Source organism: Amycolatopsis sp. NPDC051102, from assembly GCF_040682815.1.
Classification (GTDB): domain Bacteria; phylum Actinomycetota; class Actinomycetes; order Mycobacteriales; family Pseudonocardiaceae; genus Amycolatopsis.
Map to the genome: position 1 here is coordinate 70868 of NZ_JBFBBT010000026.1, position 24115 is coordinate 94982.

The 24115-nt window shown below is 70.0% G+C and carries 23 protein-coding genes and 3 tRNA genes; 13 read left to right on the forward strand and 13 right to left on the reverse strand.

Translation table 11 applies throughout. The features are described from left to right. Positions 1-2: 2 nt before the first annotated feature. The 5 genes from AB0M93_RS42085 to AB0M93_RS42105 are packed head-to-tail and all read right to left on the reverse strand — an operon-like array spanning position 3 to position 4977. Positions 3-1283 carry a DUF4910 domain-containing protein gene (locus tag AB0M93_RS42085; protein ID WP_364285252.1) on the reverse strand — a complete coding sequence of 427 codons (1281 nt, stop codon included), beginning with the start codon at positions 1281-1283 and terminating at the stop codon, positions 3-5. Beyond that, positions 1283-2302 (reverse strand): SDR family oxidoreductase, encoded by a 1020-nt coding sequence (locus tag AB0M93_RS42090; protein ID WP_364285254.1) that lies wholly within the window; start codon positions 2300-2302, stop codon positions 1283-1285. Before AB0M93_RS42090 ends, AB0M93_RS42085 begins: the two co-directional genes overlap by 1 nt. 5 nt (positions 2303-2307) lie before the next feature. Next, positions 2308-2955 (reverse strand): PIG-L deacetylase family protein, encoded by a 648-nt coding sequence (locus AB0M93_RS42095; protein WP_364285256.1) that lies wholly within the window; start codon positions 2953-2955, stop codon positions 2308-2310. Then, on the reverse strand, positions 2952-3743 hold the full coding sequence (locus AB0M93_RS42100; protein ID WP_364285258.1) for a glucose-1-phosphate cytidylyltransferase: 792 nt from the start codon (positions 3741-3743) through the stop codon (positions 2952-2954). The genes AB0M93_RS42095 and AB0M93_RS42100 overlap by 4 nt, the downstream gene beginning before the upstream one ends. A 1-nt stretch (position 3744) precedes the next feature. After that, a complete protein-coding gene (locus AB0M93_RS42105) occupies positions 3745-4977 on the reverse strand; it encodes a class I SAM-dependent methyltransferase (RefSeq protein WP_364285260.1) in 1233 nt (410 codons plus the stop codon). Positions 4978-5175: 198 nt separating this feature from the next. On the opposite strand from AB0M93_RS42105, the gene AB0M93_RS42110 reads away from it, so the two are divergent. Next, the gene (locus tag AB0M93_RS42110; RefSeq protein WP_364285262.1) at positions 5176-5544 is read left to right on the forward strand and encodes a YrdB family protein; all 369 of its coding nucleotides are present in this window, start codon (positions 5176-5178) and stop codon (positions 5542-5544) included. 40 nt (positions 5545-5584) lie between these two features. On the opposite strand, the gene AB0M93_RS42115 is transcribed toward AB0M93_RS42110, so the two are convergent. Continuing rightward, entirely contained in the window at positions 5585-6460 is an 876-nt protein-coding gene (locus AB0M93_RS42115) for an LLM class F420-dependent oxidoreductase (RefSeq protein ID WP_364285264.1), read from the reverse strand. A 40-nt stretch (positions 6461-6500) separates the two neighbouring features. After that, positions 6501-7469 carry a hypothetical protein gene (locus tag AB0M93_RS42120; RefSeq protein ID WP_364285266.1) on the reverse strand — a complete coding sequence of 323 codons (969 nt, stop codon included), beginning with the start codon at positions 7467-7469 and terminating at the stop codon, positions 6501-6503. A gap of 134 nt (positions 7470-7603) precedes the next feature. Here AB0M93_RS42120 and htpX point away from each other — a divergent pair, with 134 nt between their 5' ends. The 3 genes from htpX (at position 7604) to AB0M93_RS42135 (ending at position 10160) form a co-directional block, all read left to right on the forward strand. Then, positions 7604-8455 (forward strand): zinc metalloprotease HtpX, encoded by an 852-nt coding sequence (htpX, locus tag AB0M93_RS42125; RefSeq protein ID WP_364285268.1) that lies wholly within the window; start codon positions 7604-7606, stop codon positions 8453-8455. Between the two features lie 102 nt (positions 8456-8557). Further along, positions 8558-9571, forward strand: coding sequence for a helix-turn-helix domain-containing protein (locus AB0M93_RS42130; RefSeq protein ID WP_364285270.1), 1014 nt, complete (start codon positions 8558-8560; stop codon positions 9569-9571). Positions 9572-9668: 97 nt separating this feature from the next. Next, positions 9669-10160 carry a hypothetical protein gene (locus AB0M93_RS42135; RefSeq protein ID WP_364285272.1) on the forward strand — a complete coding sequence of 164 codons (492 nt, stop codon included), beginning with the start codon at positions 9669-9671 and terminating at the stop codon, positions 10158-10160. Between the two features lie 2 nt (positions 10161-10162). Here the strand turns inward: AB0M93_RS42135 and rfbA are convergent, their stop codons facing one another. Next, the gene (gene rfbA / locus AB0M93_RS42140) at positions 10163-11044 is read right to left on the reverse strand and encodes a glucose-1-phosphate thymidylyltransferase RfbA (protein ID WP_364285274.1); all 882 of its coding nucleotides are present in this window, start codon (positions 11042-11044) and stop codon (positions 10163-10165) included. Between the two features lie 32 nt (positions 11045-11076). Beyond that, positions 11077-12219, reverse strand: a complete 1143-nt coding sequence (locus tag AB0M93_RS42145) for a sialidase family protein (RefSeq protein WP_364285276.1) — start codon at positions 12217-12219, stop codon at positions 11077-11079. A gap of 146 nt (positions 12220-12365) precedes the next feature. On the opposite strand from AB0M93_RS42145, the gene AB0M93_RS42150 reads away from it, so the two are divergent. Beyond that, positions 12366-13025, forward strand: a complete 660-nt coding sequence (locus AB0M93_RS42150; RefSeq protein ID WP_364285278.1) for a hypothetical protein — start codon at positions 12366-12368, stop codon at positions 13023-13025. A gap of 383 nt (positions 13026-13408) precedes the next feature. On the opposite strand, the gene AB0M93_RS42155 is transcribed toward AB0M93_RS42150, so the two are convergent. Next, complete coding sequence (locus AB0M93_RS42155) at positions 13409-13900, reverse strand: YajQ family cyclic di-GMP-binding protein (RefSeq protein ID WP_364285280.1); 492 nt, start codon at positions 13898-13900, stop codon at positions 13409-13411. A 129-nt stretch (positions 13901-14029) separates the two neighbouring features. Here AB0M93_RS42155 and AB0M93_RS42160 point away from each other — a divergent pair. Together AB0M93_RS42160 and AB0M93_RS42165 are read left to right on the forward strand one after the other, a co-directional pair. Continuing rightward, positions 14030-14112 (forward strand) — tRNA-Tyr (locus tag AB0M93_RS42160). Positions 14113-14504: 392 nt separating this feature from the next. Beyond that, complete coding sequence (locus AB0M93_RS42165; protein ID WP_364285282.1) at positions 14505-15341, forward strand: class I SAM-dependent methyltransferase; 837 nt, start codon at positions 14505-14507, stop codon at positions 15339-15341. Positions 15342-15406: 65 nt separating this feature from the next. Here the strand turns inward: AB0M93_RS42165 and lon are convergent, their stop codons facing one another. The 3 genes from lon to AB0M93_RS42180 all read right to left on the reverse strand — a co-directional run bounded on the left by lon (position 15407) and on the right by AB0M93_RS42180 (position 19783). Further along, positions 15407-17809: an endopeptidase La gene (lon, locus tag AB0M93_RS42170; RefSeq protein WP_364285284.1), complete on the reverse strand. Its 2403-nt coding sequence runs from the start codon at positions 17807-17809 to the stop codon at positions 15407-15409. A gap of 100 nt (positions 17810-17909) precedes the next feature. Next, positions 17910-18764, reverse strand: a complete 855-nt coding sequence (locus AB0M93_RS42175; RefSeq protein WP_364285285.1) for an SAM-dependent methyltransferase — start codon at positions 18762-18764, stop codon at positions 17910-17912. 71 nt (positions 18765-18835) lie between these two features. Then, positions 18836-19783, reverse strand: coding sequence for a GNAT family N-acetyltransferase (locus AB0M93_RS42180; protein WP_364285286.1), 948 nt, complete (start codon positions 19781-19783; stop codon positions 18836-18838). A 228-nt stretch (positions 19784-20011) separates the two neighbouring features. Between AB0M93_RS42180 and AB0M93_RS42185 the strand changes: the two genes are divergently transcribed. The 6 genes from AB0M93_RS42185 (at position 20012) to AB0M93_RS42210 (ending at position 24072) form a co-directional block, all read left to right on the forward strand. Further along, the gene (locus tag AB0M93_RS42185; protein WP_364285287.1) at positions 20012-22657 is read left to right on the forward strand and encodes an EAL domain-containing protein; all 2646 of its coding nucleotides are present in this window, start codon (positions 20012-20014) and stop codon (positions 22655-22657) included. An 80-nt stretch (positions 22658-22737) separates the two neighbouring features. Next, positions 22738-22810, forward strand: a tRNA-Thr gene (locus AB0M93_RS42190). A 50-nt stretch (positions 22811-22860) separates the two neighbouring features. After that, positions 22861-22933: transfer RNA gene (locus tag AB0M93_RS42195), tRNA-Met, on the forward strand. 50 nt (positions 22934-22983) lie between these two features. Next, positions 22984-23148: a 50S ribosomal protein L33 gene (gene rpmG, locus AB0M93_RS42200; protein ID WP_005152047.1), complete on the forward strand. Its 165-nt coding sequence runs from the start codon at positions 22984-22986 to the stop codon at positions 23146-23148. Positions 23149-23227: 79 nt separating this feature from the next. After that, complete coding sequence (locus tag AB0M93_RS42205) at positions 23228-23677, forward strand: MaoC family dehydratase N-terminal domain-containing protein (protein ID WP_364285288.1); 450 nt, start codon at positions 23228-23230, stop codon at positions 23675-23677. Continuing rightward, positions 23674-24072 carry a MaoC family dehydratase gene (locus tag AB0M93_RS42210; RefSeq protein WP_364285290.1) on the forward strand — a complete coding sequence of 133 codons (399 nt, stop codon included), beginning with the start codon at positions 23674-23676 and terminating at the stop codon, positions 24070-24072. The genes AB0M93_RS42205 and AB0M93_RS42210 overlap by 4 nt, the downstream gene beginning before the upstream one ends. The last annotated feature ends 43 nt before the right edge of the window (positions 24073-24115 follow it).

The following is a 24115-nucleotide window of genomic DNA, read 5'->3' on the forward strand; positions in this document are numbered from 1 at the left end:
GTTCACTCCTTGACCAGGCCGGCGTCGTGCAGCGCGCGGGCCGCGACGTCGACGATGTCGAACGGGAGCCCGGCGCGCTCGGCGATGTCCAGGAGGGAGTGGTCGCCGTCGGAGAGGTTGAGGACCCACAGCATCGCCATCTGGGCCTGCTTGGCGTCGCTGCGGCCGCCGAGGGAGTCGTACAGCCCGCGCTTGCCGAGCTGCGGCTCGCCGTACGGGCTGAGGTTGACGTACCGGCGGTTGCGGTCCAGGACGCCGAAGGCGTCGCGAAGAGCGCCGAGTGTGTCCTCCATGGCCGCGGGCGACACGAAACCCGGGTTGTCGGCGGACGTGTGGTACTCGGGGTAGCCCGCGTATGGCGTGCGCGTCAGCGAGCCGACGCCGAGGTTGAAGCCCGGCGAGCAGAACTGGCGCTCGTCGTAGCCGTACGGCGAGAAGTCGACGACGCGGTGTTCGCGCGAGCGCAGCACGTGCTGCATGACCCGGTCGATCTCGGCGTCGTCGCGGCGGGACTTCTTGTACGTCAGCGAACCCGGGTCGCCCGCGCACGCCAGCACCAGCCCGTGCCGCACCTTCTCGATGCGCGAGGCGTTGCGCGCCAGCCAGGTGATCGAGCCGATCGTGCCCGGCATGAACAGGAACCGGTACGTGTAGTGCGGCTGCGTCCGAGCCAGCTGCTGGGCCAGCGAGATCGCCACCGCGATGCCGGCGAGGTTGTCGTTCGCCAGCGACGGGTGGCACACGTGGCACGACACGATGACCTCGTCGGTGACCCGGCCGGGCACGACGTGCTCGGCGTAGGTCAATGAGCCGTCGGAAAGGGTCGAGTCGATGACGACGTCGTAGTCGCCGTCCGGCAGCGCGTCGAGCTTCTCCTGCGCGAGGCAGAAGCCCCAGGCCGGGGCGTAGTAGCTGGTCCGGTAGGGCACCCACGACGGCTGGTCCGGCAGCGTGTGCAGGTGCTCCCGCAGCTCGCTCAGCGGCATCCGCTGCCGCACCGGGACGCTGTACCCGACGACGTGCAGGTTCGACTCCTGGAAGTCGATCACCCGCTCACCAGAGGGCGTGGCCACGTAGGCGTCCCGGATGTTCCACTCCTGCGGGATCGTCCAGTCCAGCACCGCCGTACCGGTCGGAACCTCGTGCCGCTCGAGGGCGATGTGCTCGCCGATGATGTCCAGGGTCTGCCGCACGCCGTCGCCGGTGATGCTGCGGCAGATCGGGTACAGCCGCTCGACCAGGGCGTGCAGTTCCGCCCCGGTCCGCAGCTGCGGGGCCGCCACTACTTCCGCCGCATGGTGGCGTCGACGCGGCCGGCTTCGCCCTCGCTCTTCAGCCAGGCGAGCCGGGTGAACAGCTGCTGGAACGACTCCCGGGTGAGCCCGAACTTGCGGTAGGCCTCGATGAGCTCGACGGCGCCGTCCTTGACCGACCACTCGCAGGCGAAGCCCGGGATGGCCTCGCGGAAGCGCGAGAAGTCGACCCGGTAGGACCGCGGGTCGGCGCCCGCCTCGCCGGTGATGTTCAGCGTCGAGCCCGGCACGGCCTCGACGACCTCCTGGGCGATCTCGGCGACGGTGACGTTGTTGTCCTCGGTGCCGATGTTGAACGCCTTGTTGTGCACGGCCTCCTTCGGCGCGGTCAGGGCCGCCGTGAACGCGCGCGCGATGTCCTGGGCGTGCACCAGCGGCCGCCACGGCGTGCCGTCCGACAGCACCAGCACCTCGCCGGACAGGTGGGCGTGCGCGGTCAGGTTGTTCAGCACGATGTCGCCGCGCAGCCGCGGCGAGTAGCCGAACGCCGTCGCGTTGCGCATGTACACCGGCGTGAAGTCGTCGTCGGCCAGCTCGTGGACGTCGGCCTCGACGCGCACCTTCGACTCGGCGTACGGCGTCACCGGCTTGAGCGGCGCGTCCTCGTCGACGAGGTTGTCGCCGCCCGCGCCGTACACCGAGCAGGTCGATGCGTAGATGTACCGCTGCACGCCGGCGTCCTTCGCCAGCTTCGCGAGCTTCACCGACGCGTGGTGGTTGATGTCGTAGGTCAGCTCCGGCGCGAGCGAGCCCAGCGGGTCGTTCGACAGCGCCGCCAGGTGGATCACGGCGTCGAACCCGGAGACGTGCTCGGCGGTGACGTCCCGCAGGTCGACGGCGTACCCGGCCGGGTCGGCGGGGGCGGGCCCGAGCAGGCAGTCCTCGAACAGCCCGGAGTCGAGGCCGACGACTTCGTGGCCGGCGGCGGCGAGCACCGGGGCCATCACCGTCCCCAGGTAGCCCTTGTGCCCCGTCAGCAACACCCGCATCGGATTCAGCCCTTCAGATCTAGAGTGAGTTTCTTGGCGAAAAACGCTTCGGCGTACTTCGCGGCCGCTTCGATCCCGCGGATCCGGGCCAGCCCGAGGAACGCCTCGCGGTCGTACCAGGGCCGGTGCCGCTGCGACGCGTAGTGCTCCTGCAGCAGCCGGACCTTCTGCTCGGCGATGTCGTCGTCGAGCGGCTGGTACACCGACGGGCTGCCGAGGTCGCCGTCCCACTTGACGATCTCGTAGCCCAGCGCGAGGTGGTCGCGGAACGCCGTCGGCACCAGCTTGGCCAGGCCGCGGTGGTCCTGGTGGGCGTCGTCGGTGCGTGGCGCCAGCACGACGTCCGGGTCGGTCCGCCGCCGCAGTTCCTCCAGCGCGTTCTTGGCCTCTTCCCAGTGCGCCGGGAAGCGCCCGTCCGGCAGCTTCAGCACCGTGACGTCGAGCTCCGCGCCCGGGCAGAACGCCGCCAGCGCCGCCCGCTCCTCGTCCTCGCGGGGCGTGCCGCCGCCGGACAGGACCAGGGCGTCGACCCGCAGGCCGGGCCGGGACCGGCAGAGCGTCAGCAGCGTGCCGCCGGCGCCGATCGCGATGTCGTCGCAGTGCGCGCCGAGGGCGACGACGCCGGTGAGCCGGTCCGGCCGGAGCCCGATCACGCGATGCTCGCGGCGGTGCGCTCCCAGAGCGCCCAGGGCCGCTCACCGTGGGTGTAGGCGTTGTCGAGGGCCGCGCGCTCCTTGACCGTGTCCGTCGGCTTCCAGAAGCCGCGGTACGGGTAGGCCAGCAGGCGGCCGCGCTTGGCGAGCTCGCCGCAGCCGTCGGCGACCAGGTCGCCGTTCTCCGGGATGTGGTCGAACACCTCTTGGCGCAGCACGAAGTAACCGCCGTTTTCCCAGAGCGGCATTTCGCTGACCGCGGTGATCGAGCCGACCATGCCGCCCTCGTCCATTTCCACGCAGTGGAACGACGACTGCGGCGGCACGACCATCATCGACGCACCCGTGTCGGAGTTCGAGAACCGCTCGATCATGTCGGGCAGCGGAACGTCGGACAGGACGTCGGCGTAGTTCGCGAGGAACATCTCGTCGCCGTCGAGGTACGGGCGCACCCGGCGCAGCCGCTCGCCGATCGGCGACTCGATCCCGGTCTGCACGAACGTGATCGTCCAGTCGGCGATGTCGGTCGAGAGCAGCTCGGGCTTGCCGTTGCGGAGGACGAAGTCGTTGGAGATGGTCTCCTGGTAGTTCAGGAAGAAGTTCTTGATGTGCGCCGCGCCGTAGCCGAGGCACAGGATGAATTCGGTGTGGCCGAAATGCGCGTAGTAGCGCATCACGTGCCAGATGAGCGGTCTCGGACCGACCATCGCCATCGGCTTCGGGACGTCGTCGGCCGCGCCGTTGCGCATCCGCATCCCGTAGCCACCGCAGAAGAGAACGACCTTCACTTCACTGCACCTCGACGATTTCCAGGTGGGGGATCGGGAACACGAGCTTTCCGCCCCACGACCCGATGTAGGAGAGCTGTCCGGTCAGTTCCTCCCGGAGGTTCCACGGGAGGACGAGCACGTAGTCGGGCCGGTCCGCTTCGATCCGCTCCGGCGGCAGCACCGGGATGCGCGTGCCGGGGGTGAACCGGCCGTGCTTGTACGGATTGCGATCGACCGTGTACTGCAGCAGGTCCGTCCGGATGCCGCAGTGGTTCAGCAGGGTGTTGCCCTTGCCCGGGGCGCCGTAGCCGACGACGGTCTTCCCGTCGTTGCGCGCCTCGATGAGGAACTTCAGCAGGTCCAGCCGCACGCGGGTGACGCGCTCGGCGAACTCGGTGTACCCGGACAGCTCGTGCAGCCCGGCGGCCTTTTCGCGCTCCAGCACGTCGGTCATCCGCTCGCTCGGCTCGCCCGCGACCGCGTCGGGACGCGCCCACAGCCGGATCGACCCGCCGTGCGTCGGCAGCAGTTCGACGTCGACCACGGTCAGGCCGCCGGTCGCCAGCGCCCGGCGTGCGGATTCGACCGTGTAGTACTGGAAGTGCTCGTGGTAGATCGTGTCGTACTGGTTCTTCTCGATCAGCGTGAGCAGGTGCTGGACCTCGATGGAGACCCAGCCGTCGTCCGCGACCAGGGCGCGCAGGCCCTTGGTGAAGCCGAGGACGTCGGGGATGTGCGCGTAGACGTTGTTCGCGGCGACGAGGTCGGCCGGGCCGTGCTCCGCGCGCACCTGCAGGCCGGTTTCCTCGGAGAGGAAGGCCGTCAGGGTGGGCACGCCGGCGTCACGCGCCGCCTGCCCGACGTTCACCGAAGGTTCGACGCCCAGGCACCGGATCCCGTGCCCGACGACGTGCTTGAGCAGGTAACCGTCGTTGCTCGCCACCTCGACGACGAACGACTTCTCGCCCAGCCCGAGCCGGTCGACCGCGCCGTCGACGAAGCGCTTCGCGTGCTCGACCCACGACGTCGAGAAGGACGAGAAGTACGCGTACTCGGTGAAGGTGTCGTCCGGGTCGATCAACGGCGGGATCTGGGCCAGCCAGCAGTCGGTGCACACCTTCAGGTGGAGCGGGAAGGTGGCTTCGGGCTCGTCGAGCTGCTCGGCCGTCAGAAATCGCTCACATGGGGGAGTCGCGCCGAGGTCGACGACGCCGGCCGTGTTTGTCGAACCGCAGAGTCGACATGTGGTCATCTACCAGGCTCCTTGGCTCGCGGTCGCGATATGCATCAGACACGTCGACCGGCGCCGGAAGGTCGTTACAGCGACGCGGGAGCCACTGGTGGACCGATTCGGAACCGCAACCTGGATGGAGCAACTGTGGCAAGGATCACGATCCGTGCCCGTCCGTACCCGTAACGTCCACTGTGGACGCGGTCCTAGGCTGGCGGGATGACTTCGGAGCCGACTCCCCGCCTGAGCGGGGTCGCGGGCGTGGTGCTGACGGTCCGCTTCCTGACCGAGCTGGCGCTCCTGGGCGGCCTGGCCCTGGCGGGCACCCAGCTCGGCGGCGGACTCGCGCTGGCCGTCGTCGACGCCGTCCTGCTGCCGGTGGCGGCGGCCGCGCTGTGGGGCCTGTTCGTCGCGCCGCGGGCACGCCGGCGGCTCCCGGAGCCGGCCCGTTTCCTGCTGGAGTTCGCGCTCTTCGCGGTGACCGGTGTGGTGCTCGCGCTGGTGGGCTGGTTGGTCGCGGGCATCGCGCTCGCCGTCGTGGGAATCGGCGTAGCGGCGCTGACCCGGGTGGTGGCGAAGGACGGCTGAACGCCGGAGCCCGCTCCGCGGAGAGGGCTCCGGCGAAGGGTCAGGCGATCTTCTCCGCGGCCGGGATGACCTCGGTCGCGAACTTCTCCAGGATCGCCGGGTTGTGGACGTGCGGGACCATGCCCAGGGCCACGTGGATGCCCAGGCCGTTCAGCCGCTGCAGCTCGTTCACCAGTTCGCCCGCCTTCTCGCCGTGCTCGCCGATGTCGAGGATGTGGTAGACGGTCTTGGTGATCGAGTCGTAGTCGCGGCCCTCGTTCTCGCAGTGCCGCTTGAGGACGTCGAGCTTGTGCTCCAGCTCGGGGCTGTTGAACAGGTTGCACTGGTCGGCGTACTTGGCCACCAGCCGCAGCGTCTTCTTTTCGCCGCCGCCCCCGATCATGATCGGCGGGCGCGGCTTCGACAGCGCCTGCGGCACGTTCAGCAGCCGTTCGGCGTCGAAGTGCTTGCTCTTGAACGGCGCGTCGCCCTCGGCCCACATCTGCAGCACGTACTGGAGGTTCTCCTCCAGCAGCTCGAACCGCTCGGCCAGGGGCGGGAACGGGAAACCGAGCCCGCGGGACTCCTCCTCGTTCCAGCCCGCGCCGATGCCGAGGATCGCGCGGCCGCCGGAGAGCACGTCCAGCGTCGTGATCGCCTTGGCCAGCAGGCCGGGGTGCCGGTAGAGGACGCCGGTGACGACGGTGAGCAGCTTGGCGCGCTCGGTGTGCGCCGCGATGAAGCCGAGGGTGGTGTACGCCTCGAGCATGTCGTTTTCGGCCGGGCCGACGGCGCCGATCTGGAAGAAGTGGTCCATCACCGCGATGGAGCCGAAGCCGGCCTGGTCGGCGGCGCGGACGACGGCCGCCAGGTCGGCGCCCAGGGCGGACGCCCCGTTCGGCCAGGTGAAGTCGGGGATCTGCAGTCCGAGTTCCATGCCTTCCGACCGTATACCTGGAGTTGCCCCAGCTGCGCGGTCAGAAGTCGCGGACCACGAAGACCCGGCCGTGCAGCGGGTCGGTGACCCACACCGCGCGCGTTCGCTGGTCGACGGCGACGGCACCGGGGTTGATGCCCAGCGACAGCTCGCCGCTCAGCGTGCCCGCGGCGCCGTCGACGCGGGTGAGGCCGTTCTGGCCGCCGTTGGTGTACACCGTGTTCGTGCCCTGGTGCACGGCGAGGGCGGAGGATTCACTGCGCAGCAAAACGGTCTTGCGCTCGGCGTGCGTGACACCGTCCACAATGGACATGTGGTGGATGCCGGAGTTCGCGACGTAGACCGTGCCGCTCGCGTGGTGCACCGCCACCGCGGTCGGGTTGCGGCCCACCTTGGCCGAGGCGACGAACTTGCCGGAGTCGATCGAGAACACCTCGACCGAGTCCGTGGTCGTGCTCGCGCAGTGGGCCAGCTTGCGGCCGGGGTCGACACCGATCGCGGCGAGGCTCGGCTTCGGGCCGGGCACGAGCGCCGCCAGCGTGCAGCTGACGCCGTCGAGCACGGCGAGCGTGCCGGTGCCGCCGCTCACGGCGTAGACGCGGTCGGCCTCCTCGTCGACCGCCAGCGCCGACGCCCCGGCGCCCGCGCCGACCACGCTCACCAGGTCGTGGGTCCGGCTGTCGAGCACCACCACGGTGCCCCCGGGCGGGTTCGCGACGTAGATCCGGCCGGCCGTCGCGTCGACCGCGACGTCGGCGGGTTCGCCGCCGACGGCCACCACGCCGGCGACCGACGCGCTGCGCGGGTCGAGCACGGTCAGCGTCCCGGCCTGCGGATCGGTGACGTACCCGAGGCCGGTGACCGGGTTCACCGCGACCCCGGCCGGCGCTCCGCCGACGTCGATCGACCGGACGTCCGCCGCCTGCGCGGTCCCGGGCCGGACGAGCGCCGCGGCACCCGCCGTGACCAGCGCGAACAGCGTCCTCCGGGGTAGCCGGCGGCCTGGCATCGGCGCCTCCGCTCCTGATCGACTGCCCGTTCGAGGGTAACCCGCGCCATCCCCACCTGAAGGAACTTCGCGTCCCCCGATCGCGTTGTTTCCACTGGGTAAACCACGGCGAAGGCGGACGGAGGCGAGCGGGCGTGCACGGGCACCACAACGGACTCAAGACGGCGATGCTGCTCGGCCTGCTGTCGGCGATCATCGTCGCGATCAGCGGGCTCTTCGGCCGCGGGGCCCTGGTCATCGGCCTGGCCGTCGCGCTCGGGATGAACGCGTTCGCGTACTTCAGCTCGGACACGCTGGCCCTGCGCGCGATGCGGGCGCGGCCGGTGTCCGAGGTCGAGCAGCCCGCGATGTACCGGATCGTCCGCGAGCTCGCCCAGATCGCCCGGCAGCCGATGCCGCAGCTCTACATCAGCCCGACGACCGCGCCCAACGCCTTCGCCACCGGCCGCAACCCGCGGCACGCCGCCGTGTGCTGCACCACCGGCATCCTCGAGCTGCTGGACGAGCGCGAGCTGCGGGCCGTGCTCGGCCACGAGCTGTCCCACGTCTACAACCGCGACATCCTGATCTCGTGCGTCGCCGGCGCGCTGGCCAGCGTGATCAGCGTGCTCGCGAACATCGGCCTGTTCTTCGGCGGCAACAACCGCGACGGCAACCCGCTGCTCAGCCTGCTGCTGATCTTCGTCGGCCCGATCGCGGCGGCGGTCATCCGGATGGGCGTGAGCCGGTCGCGGGAGTACCAGGCCGACGCGTCCGGCGCCGAGCTGACCGGTGACCCGCTGGGCCTGGCGTCGGCGTTGCGGAAACTGGAGGCGGGCACGCGGGCGCGGCCGCTGGTCGCGGAGCCGCAGCTGGTGTCGCAGTCGCACCTGATGATCGCGAACCCGTTCCGGCCGGGGGAGGGGTTGAGCAAATTGTTCTCGACCCACCCGCCGATCGCCGACCGCATCGCCCGGCTCGAAGAGATGGCGCGCCGCCCGTTCTGAGCCCGGCGGCGTAGCAATTCGGCGCCCGGATGCGATCCCCTCATCGGGACGGTGCACTACACGCCGAGGGGGGCTCGGCGTAATCGCTCAGGGGGAGAGCCGGTGAACGTCGAGGGGTTGCTGCGCATCCATTTCACGTCCGAGGATCTGGGCCGCCTGCGGCTCGCCCGGGCCACGGACTGGCTGTGGGAAGTGGTGCTGAGCCTGCACGTGCTGCAATCGCCGGGACCCGACCTGGTGTTCGATCCCTGGCGGCAGCGATCGGCTTCGATGATTTCCCCGGACGTCGTCGGCTTCTTGAACAGTGTTAATCCCTGCGCCCGGTACTTCCCGGATTTCCTCACTCCCGTCACCGAAACGGGTGATATCGCCGCCGGGATCGACGCGGTGCGGTGCACGCCCCGAACCCAGTTTTCCGTTCAGCTGACCGAATTGGCGCGAACGCGGGTTCTGCCGCCGAGGGTGCAGCTGCTTTCCACGGGTGACAAGGACGCGGTCGCGGACGTTTGCCGGGCGTTGCGCGCCTATTACGACGCTGTCGTGGCCCCGTTCCGGCCGCAGATCGACCGGCGGCTGGCGGAGGTCCGCGCCGAGTACGCCCGGACCGTGGCCACCGGCGGCAGCGAAGCGTTGCTGCGGTCGCTCGGGCCCGGCTGCGAATGGCGGCCACCGCTGCTGCTGGTCCGCTACCCCCACGACGCCGACCTGCACCTCGACGGCCGGGGGCTGCTGCTCATCCCGTCGTTCTACTGCGTCCGCACCCCCGTCACGCTCTTCGACCGCGAGCTCCCGCCGGTGCTGGTCCTGCCGATCCGGCACGACCCGCGGTGGATATCCGGGACCGGCCCGTGCGCGGCGGGCGCCGGCACGCTCAGCGATCTGCTCGGGGACACCCGGGCACGGATCCTCGGCCTCGCCGGAAACGACGCGCTCGCGACCGGGACCATCGCCGGGAAACTGCGGATTTCGGCCCAGACCATCAGTTACCACACCCGGATCCTGCGTGACGCCGGGCTGATCGCCAGCCACCGCGATGGCGCCTCGGTCGTGCACCACCTCACGCCCATGGGCCTCGCCCTGCTGAACGGGCTGCCGACCCCGGTCCGGCATTGGTGACGGACTACGAACCTGGTCGAAAGGTCTGGTACGAGCCGGACGCGGTGTGAGGATCGGGTTGTCCGGTTTCAGACACCACGACGATGGGGAGAAGTCCATGGTGAAACGTCGGCTGACCGCCGCATTCCTCAGTTTGGCCGCCGGTTTGCTGCTGGCGGTGGGATTGGTGGCACCCGCGTCCGCGGCAACCAGCAGGAGCCAGGCCTGCACGATCGAGGCCACGGCGTTCGTCCAGCAGGGGAACACGAACGTCGTCACGGCGGCGCGGACCTCGTGCCGGAGTGGCCTGGCGGCGCCGGACACGGTGGCCGCGAACGTGCACGTCGGCTACGGGTGCCAGGACAGCGACTTCGGAGGCACCTGCTGGTGGTTCGACGTGGCGAGCCCCGGCTGCTCGGGCGGCCACACCTGGACGTGGAGCACCATCGTCCAGAACAACATCCTGTCGTCCTGGGAGGCGGTCGGGACCTGCAGCCACGGCACGCTGTACGACCTGCCCGGCCCCGGCGGCGCCAGCATCACCTGCTACACGTGCTACGGGCTCGGCAGCATGAACGACAAGGCGTCGGCGCTGCGGGTCTACCCGTAACGCTAGGCCGAAGCTCCCGCCGCTACGGCGACTGCCTTGACGTAGTCGCCGTAGCCGGACTTCGCCAGCTTCTCGCCCAGCGCGTAGCACTCGTCGGCGCTGATGAAGCCCATGCGCAGCGCGATTTCCTCGAGGCACGCGATGCGCACGCCCGTGCGGTGCTCCAGCACCTGCACGAACTGGCCGGCTTCGAGCAGCGAGTCGTGCGTGCCGGTGTCGAGCCAGGCGAACCCGCGGCTGAGCTCGACCAGCGTCGCGCGGTCCTGGCGCAGGTAGGTGAGGTTGACGTCGGTGATCTCGAGCTCACCGCGCGCCGACGGCTTCAGCGCGCGGGAGATGTCGACGACCTCGTTGTCGTAGAAGTACAGCCCGGTGATCGCCTTGTTGGACCGCGGCTTCGCGGGCTTCTCCTCGATGGTGACGAGCTTGCCCGACTCGTCGACTTCGCCGACGCCGTAGCGCTCGGGGTCCTTGACGGGGTAGCCGAACAGGACGCAGCCGTCGAGTTCGCGCACGGCCTGCTGCAGCCGGCCGGAGAAGCCCTGGCCGTAGAAGATGTTGTCGCCGAGGACCAGCGCCACGTCGTCGTCGCCGATGAAGTCCGCGCCGATCACGAACGCCTCGGCCAGCCCATTGGGGCTCGGCTGCTCGGCGTAGGAGAACGAGACTCCGAACTGGCTGCCGTTGCCCAGCAGCCGGCGGAACATCGGCAGGTCGGTGGGGGTGGAGATGACGAGGATCTCGCGGATCCCGGCCAGCATCAGCACCGAGACCGGGTAGTAGACCATCGGCTTGTCGTAGACCGGGAGCAGCTGCTTCGACACCGCCTGGGTGATCGGGTGCAGGCGTGTCCCGCTGCCTCCGGCCAGCACGATGCCCTTCATGGACTGCCTCCCTCTCCTCGGCTACTCGGGCTTCACCCTACGTGCCGCGGCTGGGGGCCGGATCCCTTACCGAAGTAGGCCTTGCACCCGGAATCGTCCTCGGTGGCGATCTCGAGCACGTTGCGGCCGTCGTCGACGGGCAGCAGCGCCGAGGAGTAGTTGGGGCAGAAGTTGTTGTAGACGCCGGTGATGGGCACGGGAGCGGGCAGTTCGTACCAGTCCCCGCTGCCGAAGTCGTCGTTCGCGAGCAGCACCTGCCCGTTCTGCGGCTGCGGCCGGCCCTGGGCGTCGGTGTAGATCTGCCCGACCATGACGATCCGCACACCGTTCGGGCCGCCGGGGACGAGGGTGATGGTCTGCGCGTGCTGGAAGTAGTTGCCGGCGGCGGTGCCGACCCGGGTGCCGGGGTCGGCGGGGTCGCCCCAGTTGGCGCCGTCGGCCGAGATCCGGAAGTGCGGGTCGCAGTAGCGGTCGCCGAAGTTGCAGATCTCGTAGCCGAGGTAGTAGCGCCCGTCGGGCAGCCGCCGGATGATCGGCATTCCGGGCCGCACGCGGTCCGGCGGGATCGCCACGGTGAGCTGCTTGGTGCCCCAGGTCACGCCGTCGGTCGAGGCGACCCGGTTGAGGACCTGCGCGTACTTCGGCGCCTGCGTCTCGTCGGCGAAGTGGAGCCAGAGGGTGCCCCCGGCGTCGACGGTGAACTCGGGCTCCCACATGCCGTCGATGTTGTGCGAGCGGGCGGCCTCGGACAGGAAGGTCCACGACCGCCCACCGTCCTTGCTGGCCCAGACGCGGATCCCCATGCGGCGCTGAGCCCCGCCGTCCTGCCGGTAGGACGCGGCCCACAGCAGGGTGCCGGCCCGCAGCCGGCCCACGCGTACCGGCAGCTCGAAGACGGTCCCGCAGCACATCCCGGACCGCCCCTCGGGGTCACGGATCTCCCCGATCTGCTGGAAGGACTCCCCTTCGTCGGTGCTCTCGAGCACCGGAGCGAACTTCCCACCGGCGTCTTCGCTGGTCAGCGTGGCAATGATGTGCCCGGAGCGGGCCAGCCGGATCAGCCGCGGATAGGCCCCGAACCCCGGAACGAGCTGCTGCCGTTCGGCGGCCCGGGCGGGCGTGAGCACCGACGCGACGGCCGCGAGCGACAGCACGAAAGCGAGCAACCGACGCATCCCGACCCTCCCGGTGACTGCGCGATTACAACACGCACCCAAGGACGGCGGCATCAGGCGCATTCGCACGTCCGGGTGACGTAACGCAGCGGCGAGGGCATCCGAAAAGATCACCGGGGGCCGCAGCGGCCCACGAGGGGGGAACGATGAAACTCAAGCTGGGCGGCGCGCTGCTCCTGCTACTGGCCACCGGGTGCGCACCGCCGACGGGCTACGGCACGATCGTCACGGAACCCAGGCACGAGGTCCCGACACCCACCACAACGGCACCCCCGGCCCCCCGAGACGTCCCGACGGAGACGCACACGGGCAAGGGCAGCGGCGAGTTCGCCACCACTTGGCCCCCGGACCAGCTGGGCTTCTTCACGTTCGACTGCCCGAAGTGCACGGACAACGTGATCATCGACACGGACGGCGGCGAGCACGGCCTGGTCAACGCAATAGGCCCGTACAAGGGCACAACGTGGATGAACACGGAACCGGACCGCCCGACAAAGAGGGTGACGGTCCACGCGAACGCCCCCTGGACGGCCACGATCGCGGACTACCGAAGCATCCCGACTGCAGAGCAGGGCAAGCCGTCGTCAGGCAAGGGCGACGCGGTACTGAAGCTCCCCGCGGGCGTAACGCGCATCCAGTTCACGGCAAAGACGAGAGGCAACATAGCGATCTGGACGATGTCCCCAGAGGACAGAGACTTGATCCTGAACCAGATAGGCGACGTCCAGGTAGAGCGGGATGTGAAGGGCCCGGCGTACGTGATGGTGGAGGGCTACGAGACAACCTGGACGTTGACGCCGGCGTGAGAAACAGCGCAGGCCAGGCGAGAAAAACAAAGTGGTGGGCCCGCGGCATCTCGTCGACCTGGCGTAGCCCGATCACGCCGGGTCAAGGGGGCACATCAAGCGAGAGGTGACGGTCAAGCAGAAGCGCCCCCTTGACGCGGCGTGATAGCCCTCGTGGAGGTCGACGAGATGCCGCGCAGGCCCACCACGGACGGGGAGACGAAGAGCACACCCGGCCATCTCGGAGACCTGCCCGTCCGGCGAGGACAGCTTTTCACCCCACGCCCAAGTCGGGGCCGGTCGCTCGGCCGCGGCACCCTCGAACTGCGGCCGTTCAGCCGCAGTCACCTGAACTGCGGCCGTTCAGCCGCGGGCACCCGAGGTCCGGGTGCCCGCGCCGACGATCACCGGTAGTTAGTGAACTGAAGGGCGATCTCGAAGTCCTTGCCCTTGAGCAGCGCAATGACTTCCTGCAGCTGGTCCTTCTTCTTGCCGGACACCCGCAGCTGATCACCCTGGATCTGGGCCTGAACGCCCTTCGGCCCCTCGTCCCGGATGAACTTGGCGATCTGCTTGGCCTTGTCCGACGCGATCCCCTGCAGGATCTTGCCGCCGATCTTGTAGATCTTGCCCGACAGCGCCGGCTCGCCCGCTTCGAAGGCCTTCAGGGAGATGTTCCGCTTGATCAGCTTCTCCTTGAACACCTCGACCGCGGCCAGGGCGCGCTCCTCGGTCTCGGACTCGATTGTGAGCGCCTCCTCGCCGGACCAGTTGATCGTCGTGCCGGTGCCGCGGAAGTCGAACCGGGTGCCCAGCTCCTTGCTCGCCTGGTTGAGCGCGTTGTCCACCTCCTGGCGGTCGACCTTGCTCACGACATCGAAAGAGGGATCCGCCACGTGTCCTCACACCTCGTACTCGCTCGTCAGGGGCCACCCAGCCTAGCCCCTGCCACCCGACGGGTAACCCGGTTGACCCCCGCTCTACTCCGTTGGGTAAGCTTCTCCCCGGCCGGTACGACCGGCCTAGGCGGGTTACCCGAGTGGCCAAAGGGGACTGGCTGTAAACCAGTTGGCTTACGCCTACGGGGGTTCGAATCCCTCACCCGCCACCCACTGAAGGAGCCCCGCGTCACGGCGCGGGGCTCCTTCGTGTCTGTGACCGGCGCCGCCGAACGGCCCAATGTGCTACCCGTTTCGGTGTGGTCAATTCTCAAATTGACTTCGCAGCGTTACCGTGTCCATTTTCGGTCGGCGGAAAGATTTGTGTCGACGGTGTCGTGGCTGTTCGTCGGCTATGTGTTATTTGAGAGATATCGACCGGTGATCGGTGCGTTGTCCGGTAAACGGACGCGCCGGGTTACTCCGTTGGCCGATTCGGGCGAAGATCCGCTCCGCCTTTCGAGTTGATTCCCGTAAACCGGTAACGCATTTCTTGAGCGACTCGACCCCCATTTGGGGTGCAGGGCTTCCGGGGGATTCCACCGAGCCGTTGGAGGAGCACATGTCCATTCCCGTGCCGTTGCGACCGGCCCGCGAGGAGCTGGTCCGGGTGCAGTACGCCGAACCCGAACTCGTCGCCGGTTACGCCGATGACCACGCCGGATGGGGACCCACCGCGCGGTACCACCACTCGCGGCGCTACGCCATCGACCAGGTGCTGGGGGACTGTCCCGGCGGTGATCTGCTCGACGTCGGCTGCGGGCCCGGGATGATGGTGCGGCACCTGCTCGACACCCGGGCCGGCGACTTCCGCATCACCGCGTGCGACCAGTCGCCCGCCATGATCGATGCCGTGGCCGCGCGCGTCGGCGCCGATGCCGGCGTGAAACTTTCCGTGGGCGACATCCAGGAAATGCCGTTCGCCGACCAGCAGTTCGACGTCGTTCTCGCGATGGGCGTCCTCGAATACACCGACGCCGTGCTCGCGCTGCACGAAATCGCCCGGGTCACGCGGCCCGGCGGCCTCGTCGTGACGACCATGCTCAACCCCCGGAGCCCGTACCGGCTCTTCGAATGGGGCGTCTTCTGGCCCGCCCGCCGCACCCTCGGGGCGATCGAACGGCTCGTCGGCGTCCCGCCGTCGAGACGCCACGGTGCGCGGCGCACCGGAATCGTCGCGCTGACGCCGCGGCGCCTGCGGGAACTCTTGTGGCGCGCCGGCCTGCAGCCGGAAGAGGTCATCGCCTACGACGTCACCGCGTCGGTGCCGCCGATCGACAGGCTCGTGCGGCGCCGGGACCGCTCGTGGCGGGCGCACCCGGAGAAGACCGTCGCGCGCGGCGCCAAGCGCTGGCTGGGCACCGGCTACCTGGTCGCCGCCCGGAAGCTCCACGGATAAGGGGGAACGGCCGGTTTCCCTTGCGGGGAGGGAAACCGGCCGTCCTGGGGCGGCGGCGCTCGGGGTTACGCCGCCTGGGAAACCGGCGTCGAAGCCGGGGTCAGGGCGAGGTCGAGGACCTCGCGGACGTTGGCCACCGCGTGCACGTCCAGCTGGCTCAGCACCTCGGCCGGGACGTCGTCGAGGTCCGGCTCGTTGCGCTGCGGGATGATCACCGTCTTCATCCCCGCCCGGTGCGCCGCCAGCAGCTTCTGCTTCACGCCGCCGATCGGCAGGACGCGGCCGGTCAGCGACACCTCGCCGGTCATCGCCACGTCCGCGCGGACCACCCGGCCCGACAGCAGCGACGCGAGCGCCGTGGTCATCGTGATGCCCGCCGACGGCCCGTCCTTCGGGACCGCGCCCGCCGGGACGTGCACGTGGATGCCGCGCTTGCGCAGGTCGCCCACCGGCAGCTCCAGCTCCGCGCCGTGCGACCGCAGGTAGGACAGCGCGATCTGCACCGACTCCTTCATGACGTCGCCGAGCTGGCCGGTCAGCTGCAGCCCGGACGCACCGGACTCCTCGTCGGCCAGCGACGCCTCGATGTAGAGGACGTCACCGCCCGCGCCGGTCACCGCCAGGCCGGTCGCCACGCCCGGGGTCGCCGTGCGCTGCGTCGACGCCGGCAGCGACGACTCCGGCAGGTGCCGAGGCCGGCCGAGGTACGCCTCCAGGTCGGCGGCGTCGACCGTCAGCGGGAGGGAAACCTCGTCCAGGGCCACCTTGGTCGCGATCTTCCGCAGCACCTTGGCGATGGTGCGGTTCGCGTCGCGCACGCCCGCCTCGCGGGTGTACTCGGCGGCGATCCGGCTGAACGCGGCGTCCGTCAGGGCGACGTCCGCGGTGCCGAGGCCGGCGCGCTCCAGCTCGCGGGGGAGCAGGTGGTCGCGGGCGATGGTGACCTTCTCGTGCTCGGTGTAGCCGTCCAGCGTGACGAGCTCCATGCGGTCCAGCAGCGGGCCGGGGATGGTCTCCAGCGCGTTGGCCGTCGCCAGGAACACGACGTCGGACAGGTCCAGCTCGACCTCGAGGTAGTGGTCGCGGAACGTGTGGTTCTGCTCCGGGTCCAGCACTTCGAGCAGCGCCGCGGTCGGGTCGCCGCGGTAGTCGGCGCCCACCTTGTCGATCTCGTCGAGCAGCACGACCGGGTTCATCGAGCCGGCTTCCTTGATGGCGCGGACGATCCGGCCGGGCAGCGCGCCGACGTAGGTGCGGCGGTGGCCGCGGATCTCCGCCTCGTCACGGATGCCGCCGAGGGCGACGCGGACGAACTTGCGGCCCATGGCCTTCGCGACGGACTCACCCAGCGACGTCTTGCCGACCCCGGGAGGGCCCGCGAGGGCGAGCACCGCGCCCGACCGCCGTCCGCCGACCGGGCCGAGACCCGACTCAGCACGGCGCTTGCGGACGGCCAGGTACTCGATGATGCGTTCCTTCACGTCGGCGAGGCCGGCGTGGTCGGCGTCCAAAACCGCGCGTGCCGCGGCGATGTCGTAGACGTCCTCGGTGCGCTCGTTCCAGGGCAGCTCCAGGACGGTGTCCAGCCAGGTGCGGATCCAGCCGCCTTCGGGGGACTGCTCGGACGTGCGGTCCAGCTTGTCCACTTCGGCCAGTGCGGCCTTCTTGACGGCGTCGGGCAGTTCGGCGGCTTCGACGCGGGCGCGGTAGTCGTCGTCCTGCGCGGTGCCGTCGAGCTCGCCGAGCTCCTTGCGGATCGCTTCGAGCTGGCGGCGCAGCAGGAACTCCTTCTGCTGCTTCTCCATGCCCTCGGCGACGTCCTTGCGGATCGTGTCGGTCACCTCGAGCTCGGCGAGGTACTCCTTGCTCCACTCGAGGGCCTTCTCCAGGCGCGCGCTGACGTCGAGCGTGGTCAGCAGCTCCAGCTTCTGCTCGGTGGACAGGTACGGCGCGTTGCCGGACAGGTCGGCGATCGCGGAAGCGTCCTCGACCTGCTGGACGGCGTCGATCAGCTGCCAGCCGCCGCGCTGCTGCAGGATCGAGATGACGACGGCCTTGTACTCGGCCGCGAGCTGCGCGGTCCGGTCGTCGGTGGTCTCGGGGGCGTCCTCGGCGTGCACCCAGCGGGCGGCGCCGGGGCCGTCGGCGATCCGGCCGACGAGCGCGCGGCCGGTGCCGCGCAGCAGGACGGCGGCCTTGCCGCCGGGCACGCGGCCGATGCGCTCGACCGTGGCGACGGTGCCGAACTCGGCGTACTCGCCGTGGGCGCGCGGGACGATGAGGACCTCGGCCTTGGTGCCCGCGGACGAGCGGATGCCGGGGAACGACGCCTGGCTCGGCGTCTTGGCCTGGGCGGACTCCACCGCGGCCCGTGTCTCGGTGTCGCTCAGGTCGAGCGGGACGACCATGCCCGGCAGGACGACGTCGTCATCGAGCGGGAGCACGGGCAGGAGGCGGGTGTCGGACATGTGCACTCCTCGGATAGTTGAGTCTGCCTAGCTCAACTCTCCGATGGGTGTGTTTGTTTCCGATGGTGCGTTCGCCCACAGCGATCAGCGAAACCGCAGGTCAGGCGCCTGGTTTCTCCGCAACCGCGCACCACGCGAACGGGCGCGCCTCGGCCTCCAGGGCGTTGATCTTCCGGTCCGGCCGCCAGTCCGGCAGGTGCACGACGCCCGGCTCCAGCAGCCGCCAGTCGCCGAAGAGCGGCTCGATCTCTTCGCGGTTGCGCAGCCAGACCGGGTTGCTCGTCTTCCGGTACTGCTCGACGAACCAGCGCAGCCCCTCCAGGTACTGGCCGGTGCCGTCGCCCTCGCTCATCTGCGAAATCGCCAGCCAGCTGCCCGGCGCGAGGGCGTCCCGGTACGCCGCCAGCAGCCCGTCCGGGTCGTCGTCGGGCCCGACGAAGTGCAGCACCGCCGCCATGATCAGGCAGACCGGCTGCGAGAAGTCGATCAGCCGCCGCGTCTCTTCCGCGCGCAGCACGGACTTCGCGTCCCGCATGTCGGCCTGGACGATGCCGGCCCAGTCGGTCGCCATGCTCTCTTCGAGGATGAGCGTCGCGTGGGCGACGGCGACCGGCTCGTAGTCGACGTACACGACCTTCGCGTCGTGGTCCTCGGGCAGCTCCGCCTCGACGACCTCGTGCACGTTGCCGGCCGTCGGCACGCCTGAGCCGAGGTCGATGAACTGCCGGATCCCGGCCCGCAGCGCCGCCCGCACCGCACGGTTCATGAACTCGCGGTTCTGCTTCGAACCCGGGCGCACCAGCGGCCACTGCTGTTCCATGCGCCGGCCGAACTCGCGGTCCACGGCCCAGTTCTGGGTACCGCCCAGGTACCAGTCGTAGATCCGGGCCGCGGACGGCTTCTCGGTGTCGACACCCTCGGGCGCTCTCGGCGCGGAATCCCGCTGGTCGGTCACTTGTGGCTCCCCTCGCTGGCGGCGGGGCCCAGCCTATAAGCCCTGCGCACCGGCGGTAATCCACCAGTAGTTCAACGAACAGCCGGTCGACGCTGCCAGTACGTCCACAGAGGGCGATACCCCTGGGCGTACCAGAACGGCGTCGAAAGCGGGTTCGCCGCGGCGTGGTGCAGCAGGACGACGTCCGCGCCTTCCTCGTCGAGGACCTGGTGGGCGTGCGTGGCCAGCGCGGTGCCGACGCCCGACGACCGCGCCGCCTCGGCCACGGCCAGCGACGACAGGTAGCCGACGCGGGAAGCGGCGACGCGGCCGCTGATCCAGCCCGTCTCGCCCGGGTGCTGGACGCTCACCATGCCGAGCGGGCGGCCGTACAGCTCCGCGATCCACAGTGGCGGCTCCGGCCGCTTCAGCTGCTCGGCGAGGTCCTTCGCGAGGATGTCCTCGACGCCGGTCCGCCAGTTCACCGTGCCGTACTGGGCGTCGTAGGAGTGCAGTTCCATGCCGAGCGCGACGGCGGTCTCGAGGTCGTCGGGCTCGGCGCGGCGGATCTTGACGCCGGGGGTGCCGAGCGGGGTCGCCGGGACCAGCCGCTGGGCCGGCCGGACCGCGATCACCCGCAGCGGCGCGAACCCGTGGTGCAGCATTTCCCGTGCGCCGGCGGCATCCCGGCTCGCGCGCGGGACGATCGCCGCCGTCTCGGTGTCACCCCGCTCGGCGACCGCGCGCAGATGTTCATCCCATCGAGTGAGGAGGGCGTCGAGGACGGCCGCCGGCTGCGGGCCGGCCAGCTGGAGGTCGAGGCGGTGCTCGGTCAGCGCGCGCCACGGCGCGTTGGGGGCGTCGCGGTCCACCTGGACGCGGGACGCCAGCCCGGACGCGGCGGAGTCGCCCGTCGCCACCTCCAGGACCACGGCGTTTTCCGCCGCCTCGAAGGGAGTCGAACCGGGGAGAAGGGAGTCCACCGCCGCGAGCCGCGCCGCGTGTTCGGTGGCAATCACGTCGCTGTGCATGGGCCCCATTGAAGCGCTACCGGGCCGGGCGTGCGAAGAGAACTGCCACAGTTACGACACCTGCCGTTTCACCCCTTGGTCCACGCAGGTCAGCGCGTTCGAGGCATTGTTAACCCTGGGGTGATCTCCTACTGTCTCGAAAGGGACACGGGTACGCCCTACGGGGTACGGTATGGCCCCTGTCCACACCCGAAGTCACGGATCAGCACCGGTGGACAAGCCGGGAGGGAAGGTCGGATGCCGGACACCAACGCCCACGGCGACGCCGTCGCGCAGGCGCAGCCCGGGCCGGGAGCCGCTTCCGGGACACCGCCGCAGGCCGCCTCCGCCGAGGCCCGCACCGACGAGCGCCGGTTCCGCGTCTACACCTTCGCCGTCCTGAGCCTCGGGCTCGTCGCCGCGTTCGCGGTCGGCTCCTGGCTGCCGTTCGAGTGGGACGATCGCCTGCTGTGGATCGGGCCGGTGCTGGCGGTCGCCTTCCTGCTCGCCGAACAGCTCGGCATCAACGTCGACGTCCGCAGCGGCATCTCGTGGACCATCTCCTTCACCGAGATCCCGCTCGTGATCGGGTTCTTCATCGCGCCGTTCGAGGTCGTGCTGGCCGCGCACCTGGTCGCCGGGATCGGCACGCTGCTCGCCAGGAAGGTCGCCGGCCGCGTCCTCTACAACGCGGGCGCGTTCCTGCTCGAGATCACCGGCGCCTTCGCGGTCGCCGGGCTGGTGAAACACGCCGTCGGGTCCGGCGACAAGATCCCGTGGGTCGCGGCGCTGGCCGGCACCCTGACCGCGCCGCTGGTGAGCACGCTGCTCGCGCTGGCCGCGGTCCGCGTGCTGCGCCGCCGGATGCGCGTCAGCACCGCTGTCCGGCTCACCGGGCGGATCCTGGTCGTCGGCTTCGTCAACGCGTCCGTCGGCCTCTCCGGCTACCTCGTCATCTCCAGCACGCCCAAGGCGTGGCCGCTCGTGCTGGCCGTCTTCCTCGGCCTGACCGCGCTGTACTGGGCGTACTCCGACTTGCTGCGCGAACAGCGGGACATGGAGGCGCTCTCGGACGTCAGCCTGATGGTGGCCCGCTCCGGCCAGCAGGCCGCGGCGCGCCCGGCCAGCCGCGCGGACGAGCTCGTCGGCGGTGTCGACGTCCGCGAGTGGGCGACGATCGCCGAGCGCATCAAGGACCAGCTCGCCGCGGGCCGCGTCGTGCTGAGACTCCGGCTGGAACCGAAGGACACCATGCGGGTCGTCGTCGCGGGCGACGACCTGCCGCCCGCCGACCCGGCCGCCGACGACCCACTGCTGCGCCTGCCCGGCGCGCACGTCCGGCACTTCCGGATCACCGAGGCCAATCCCGACGTCCGCGCGGCGCTGCTCGACCGCGGCGCGCAGGAGGCCCTCGTCGTCCCGCTGCGCAGCGCGAACCGGCTGCTCGGCGTCGTCGAGGCGCACGACCGGCTGTCCCGCTGGCGCGGCTTCGGCAAGTACGACGTCCAGCTGCTCGGCACGATGGCCAGCCACCTCGCGACGTCGCTGGACAACCGGCGGCTGCTGGCGACGCTGCGCCACGACGCCTACCACGACCCGCTCACCGGGCACCTCAACCGGCCGGGCTTCCGGCAGGTGGCGAAGGAACCGTTGCGGGACTTCGCCAACGCCGTGGTGCTGCGGATCGACCTCGACGTCTTCTCGACGGTCAGCGACGCGCTCGGCTACGCCTGGGCCGACCGGATGGTCGTCGCCGCGGGCCGCCGCATCCGCGACGCGCTCGGCCCCGACGTCCCGCTCGCCCGGCTCGAAGGCGCGTCCTTCGCGGCGCTGCTCGTCGGCTGCCCGCCCGAGGACGCCCACCGCGCGGCGGAACGGCTGCGCGAAGAGCTGTCGGCGCCGTACCCGGTCGACCGGCTGTCGGTCGAGGCGAACGCGATGATCGGCTACGCGACGACGTCCGCGGAGGAACCCGGCGACGTCGTCGACATCGAAGGCCTGCTGCAGCGCGCCGACGTCGCCGTCCGCGCGACCAAGGGCGGCGAAGAGGTCCGCGGCTACGTGCCGAGCATGGGCCAGATCTTCCTGCGGCGCTTCCAGATGGTGACGCAGTTCCGGCAGTCCCTCGAGGACGGCCAGGTCAGCGTGCACTACCAGCCGAAGATCACCTTGCCGAACCGGCAGGTGCAGGGCGTCGAAGCGCTGGTCCGCTGGGTGCACCCGGAGTTCGGCAGGCTCGGCCCGGACGAGTTCGTCCCGGCCATCGAGGCGGCCGGCCTGATCGGCGTCCTGACGGGTTTCGTGCTCGGCGAGGCGCTCAAGCGCTGCCGCAAGTGGCTCGACGAGGGCCTGCGGATCTCGGTCGCGGTCAACCTGTCGGTGCGCAACCTGGCCGACGAGGACTTCCCGAACAAGGTGGCGCGCGAGCTGGAGCACTACGGCATCCCGCCGGAGCTGCTGACGTTCGAGCTGACCGAGTCCGGCGTGATGTCCGACCCGCAGAAGGCGCTGCCGATCCTGCGCGAGCTGCACTCGCTGGGCATCACCCTCGCCGTGGACGACTTCGGGACGGGCTACTCGTCGCTGGCGTACCTGCGGCAGCTGCCGGTCGACCAGGTCAAGATCGACAAGAGCTTCGTCCTCGGCATGGGCACGGACCTCGGCGACCTCGCGGTGGTCCGGTCGATCGTCGAGCTGGGGCACTCGCTCGGGCTGACGGTGGTCGCCGAGGGCGTCGAGGAGGACGTGGCGCGCGACCAGCTCGAGGCGATGGGGTGTGACGTCGCCCAGGGCTACCTGATCTCGCGGCCGCTGCCGGAGGACCGCCTGGAGGCGTGGCTCCAGGCCCGCACCGCACGCTCGCCGGGGCGGCACTCCGAGACCGTGTTGACCCTCCTGACCTGAGGTTTTGCGGTTTTGGGACCCCGGTTGCACGGCCGGGTGACGGCCCTTGCTAATCTTTCCAAGTCCTCGCGAGAGGCCAGGCCCCTTTAGCTCAGTCGGCAGAGCGTCTCCATGGTAAGGAGAAGGTCTACGGTTCGATTCCGTAAAGGGGCTCACGACCTCAGCCGCGTCACGCCTGCGTGTCGCGGCTTGGGTCATGTAAGGGCGGTGTAGCTCAGTTGGCAGAGCAAGCGGCTCATAATCGCTGTGTCGCCGGTTCAAGTCCGGCCACCGCTACGCGGTAACGACGGGGCTGGCCCCCGGGACCTGAGAGAGAAGGAAACGCTGTGGCTGCCACCGACGTGCGACCCAAGATCACGCTGGCGTGCGAAGAGTGCAAGCACCGCAACTACATCACCAAGAAGAACCGGCGCAACAACCCGGATCGCCTGGAGATGAAGAAGTTCTGCCCGAACTGCGGTACGCACCGGACGCACAAGGAAACCCGCTGACGTAGCGCGTTCACACCAGCTCGAAGAAGCCGCCCGGAGTTGCTCCGGGCGGCTTCTCGCTGTTGGTAGCCTCGTCGCCGTGCCCTTGGACCAGTCGTTCACCGGGCGGAGCTATCCGCCGGAGACCAGTTACGAAGTGAGCCGGGAGAAGATCCGGGAGTTCGCCGACGCGATCGGCGACACGAACCCGCTCTACCGCGACCCGGAGGCGGCCCGCGAAGCCGGCCACCCGGACGTGATCGCCCCGCCGACCTTCCTCACGATCATCAACCTCGCCTCGATCAACGCGATCGTCGCCGACCCCGAACTGGGGCTCGACTACTCGCGGATGGTCCACGGCGACCAGGGCTTCACCCACACGCGCCCGGTGTACGCCGGCGACGTGCTCGAGGTGACGACCCACATCGACGGGATCATGGCCCGCGCCGGCAACGACTTCATCAACCTGCGCGCGGACATCACCGACGCCGCGGGCCAGAAGGTCTGCACCACCCGCGCGCAGCTGGTGGTCCGAGGGGAGACGGCGTGAACACTGGTGACGAACTGCCTGCCCTCGAGGTCCGGATCACCCGCGAGCAGCTGGTCCGCTACGCCGGGGCGGCGCTCGACTTCAACCCGATCCACTGGAACGAGGCGTTCGCGAAGGGCGTCGGCCTGCCGGACGTGATCGCGCACGGGATGCTGACGATGGCGGTGGCGGGCCGCGTGGTGACGGACTGGCTCGGCGACCCGGGCCGGCTGGTCGACTTCAGCGCCCGCTTCACCCGCCCGGTCGTGGTGCCGAACACGCCGGAAGGCGCGGTCGTCGAGGTCACCGGGAAGGTGGCCGACGTGAAGGACGACGGGATCGCGCGCATCGACCTCGTGGTGAAGTTCGACGGCAAGACCGTGCTGGGGAAGCCCCAGGCCCTCGTCCGGACCTGAGACCCCGGTCGTGAGTGGTAAGGCGAGTTCTAACTCGCCTTAC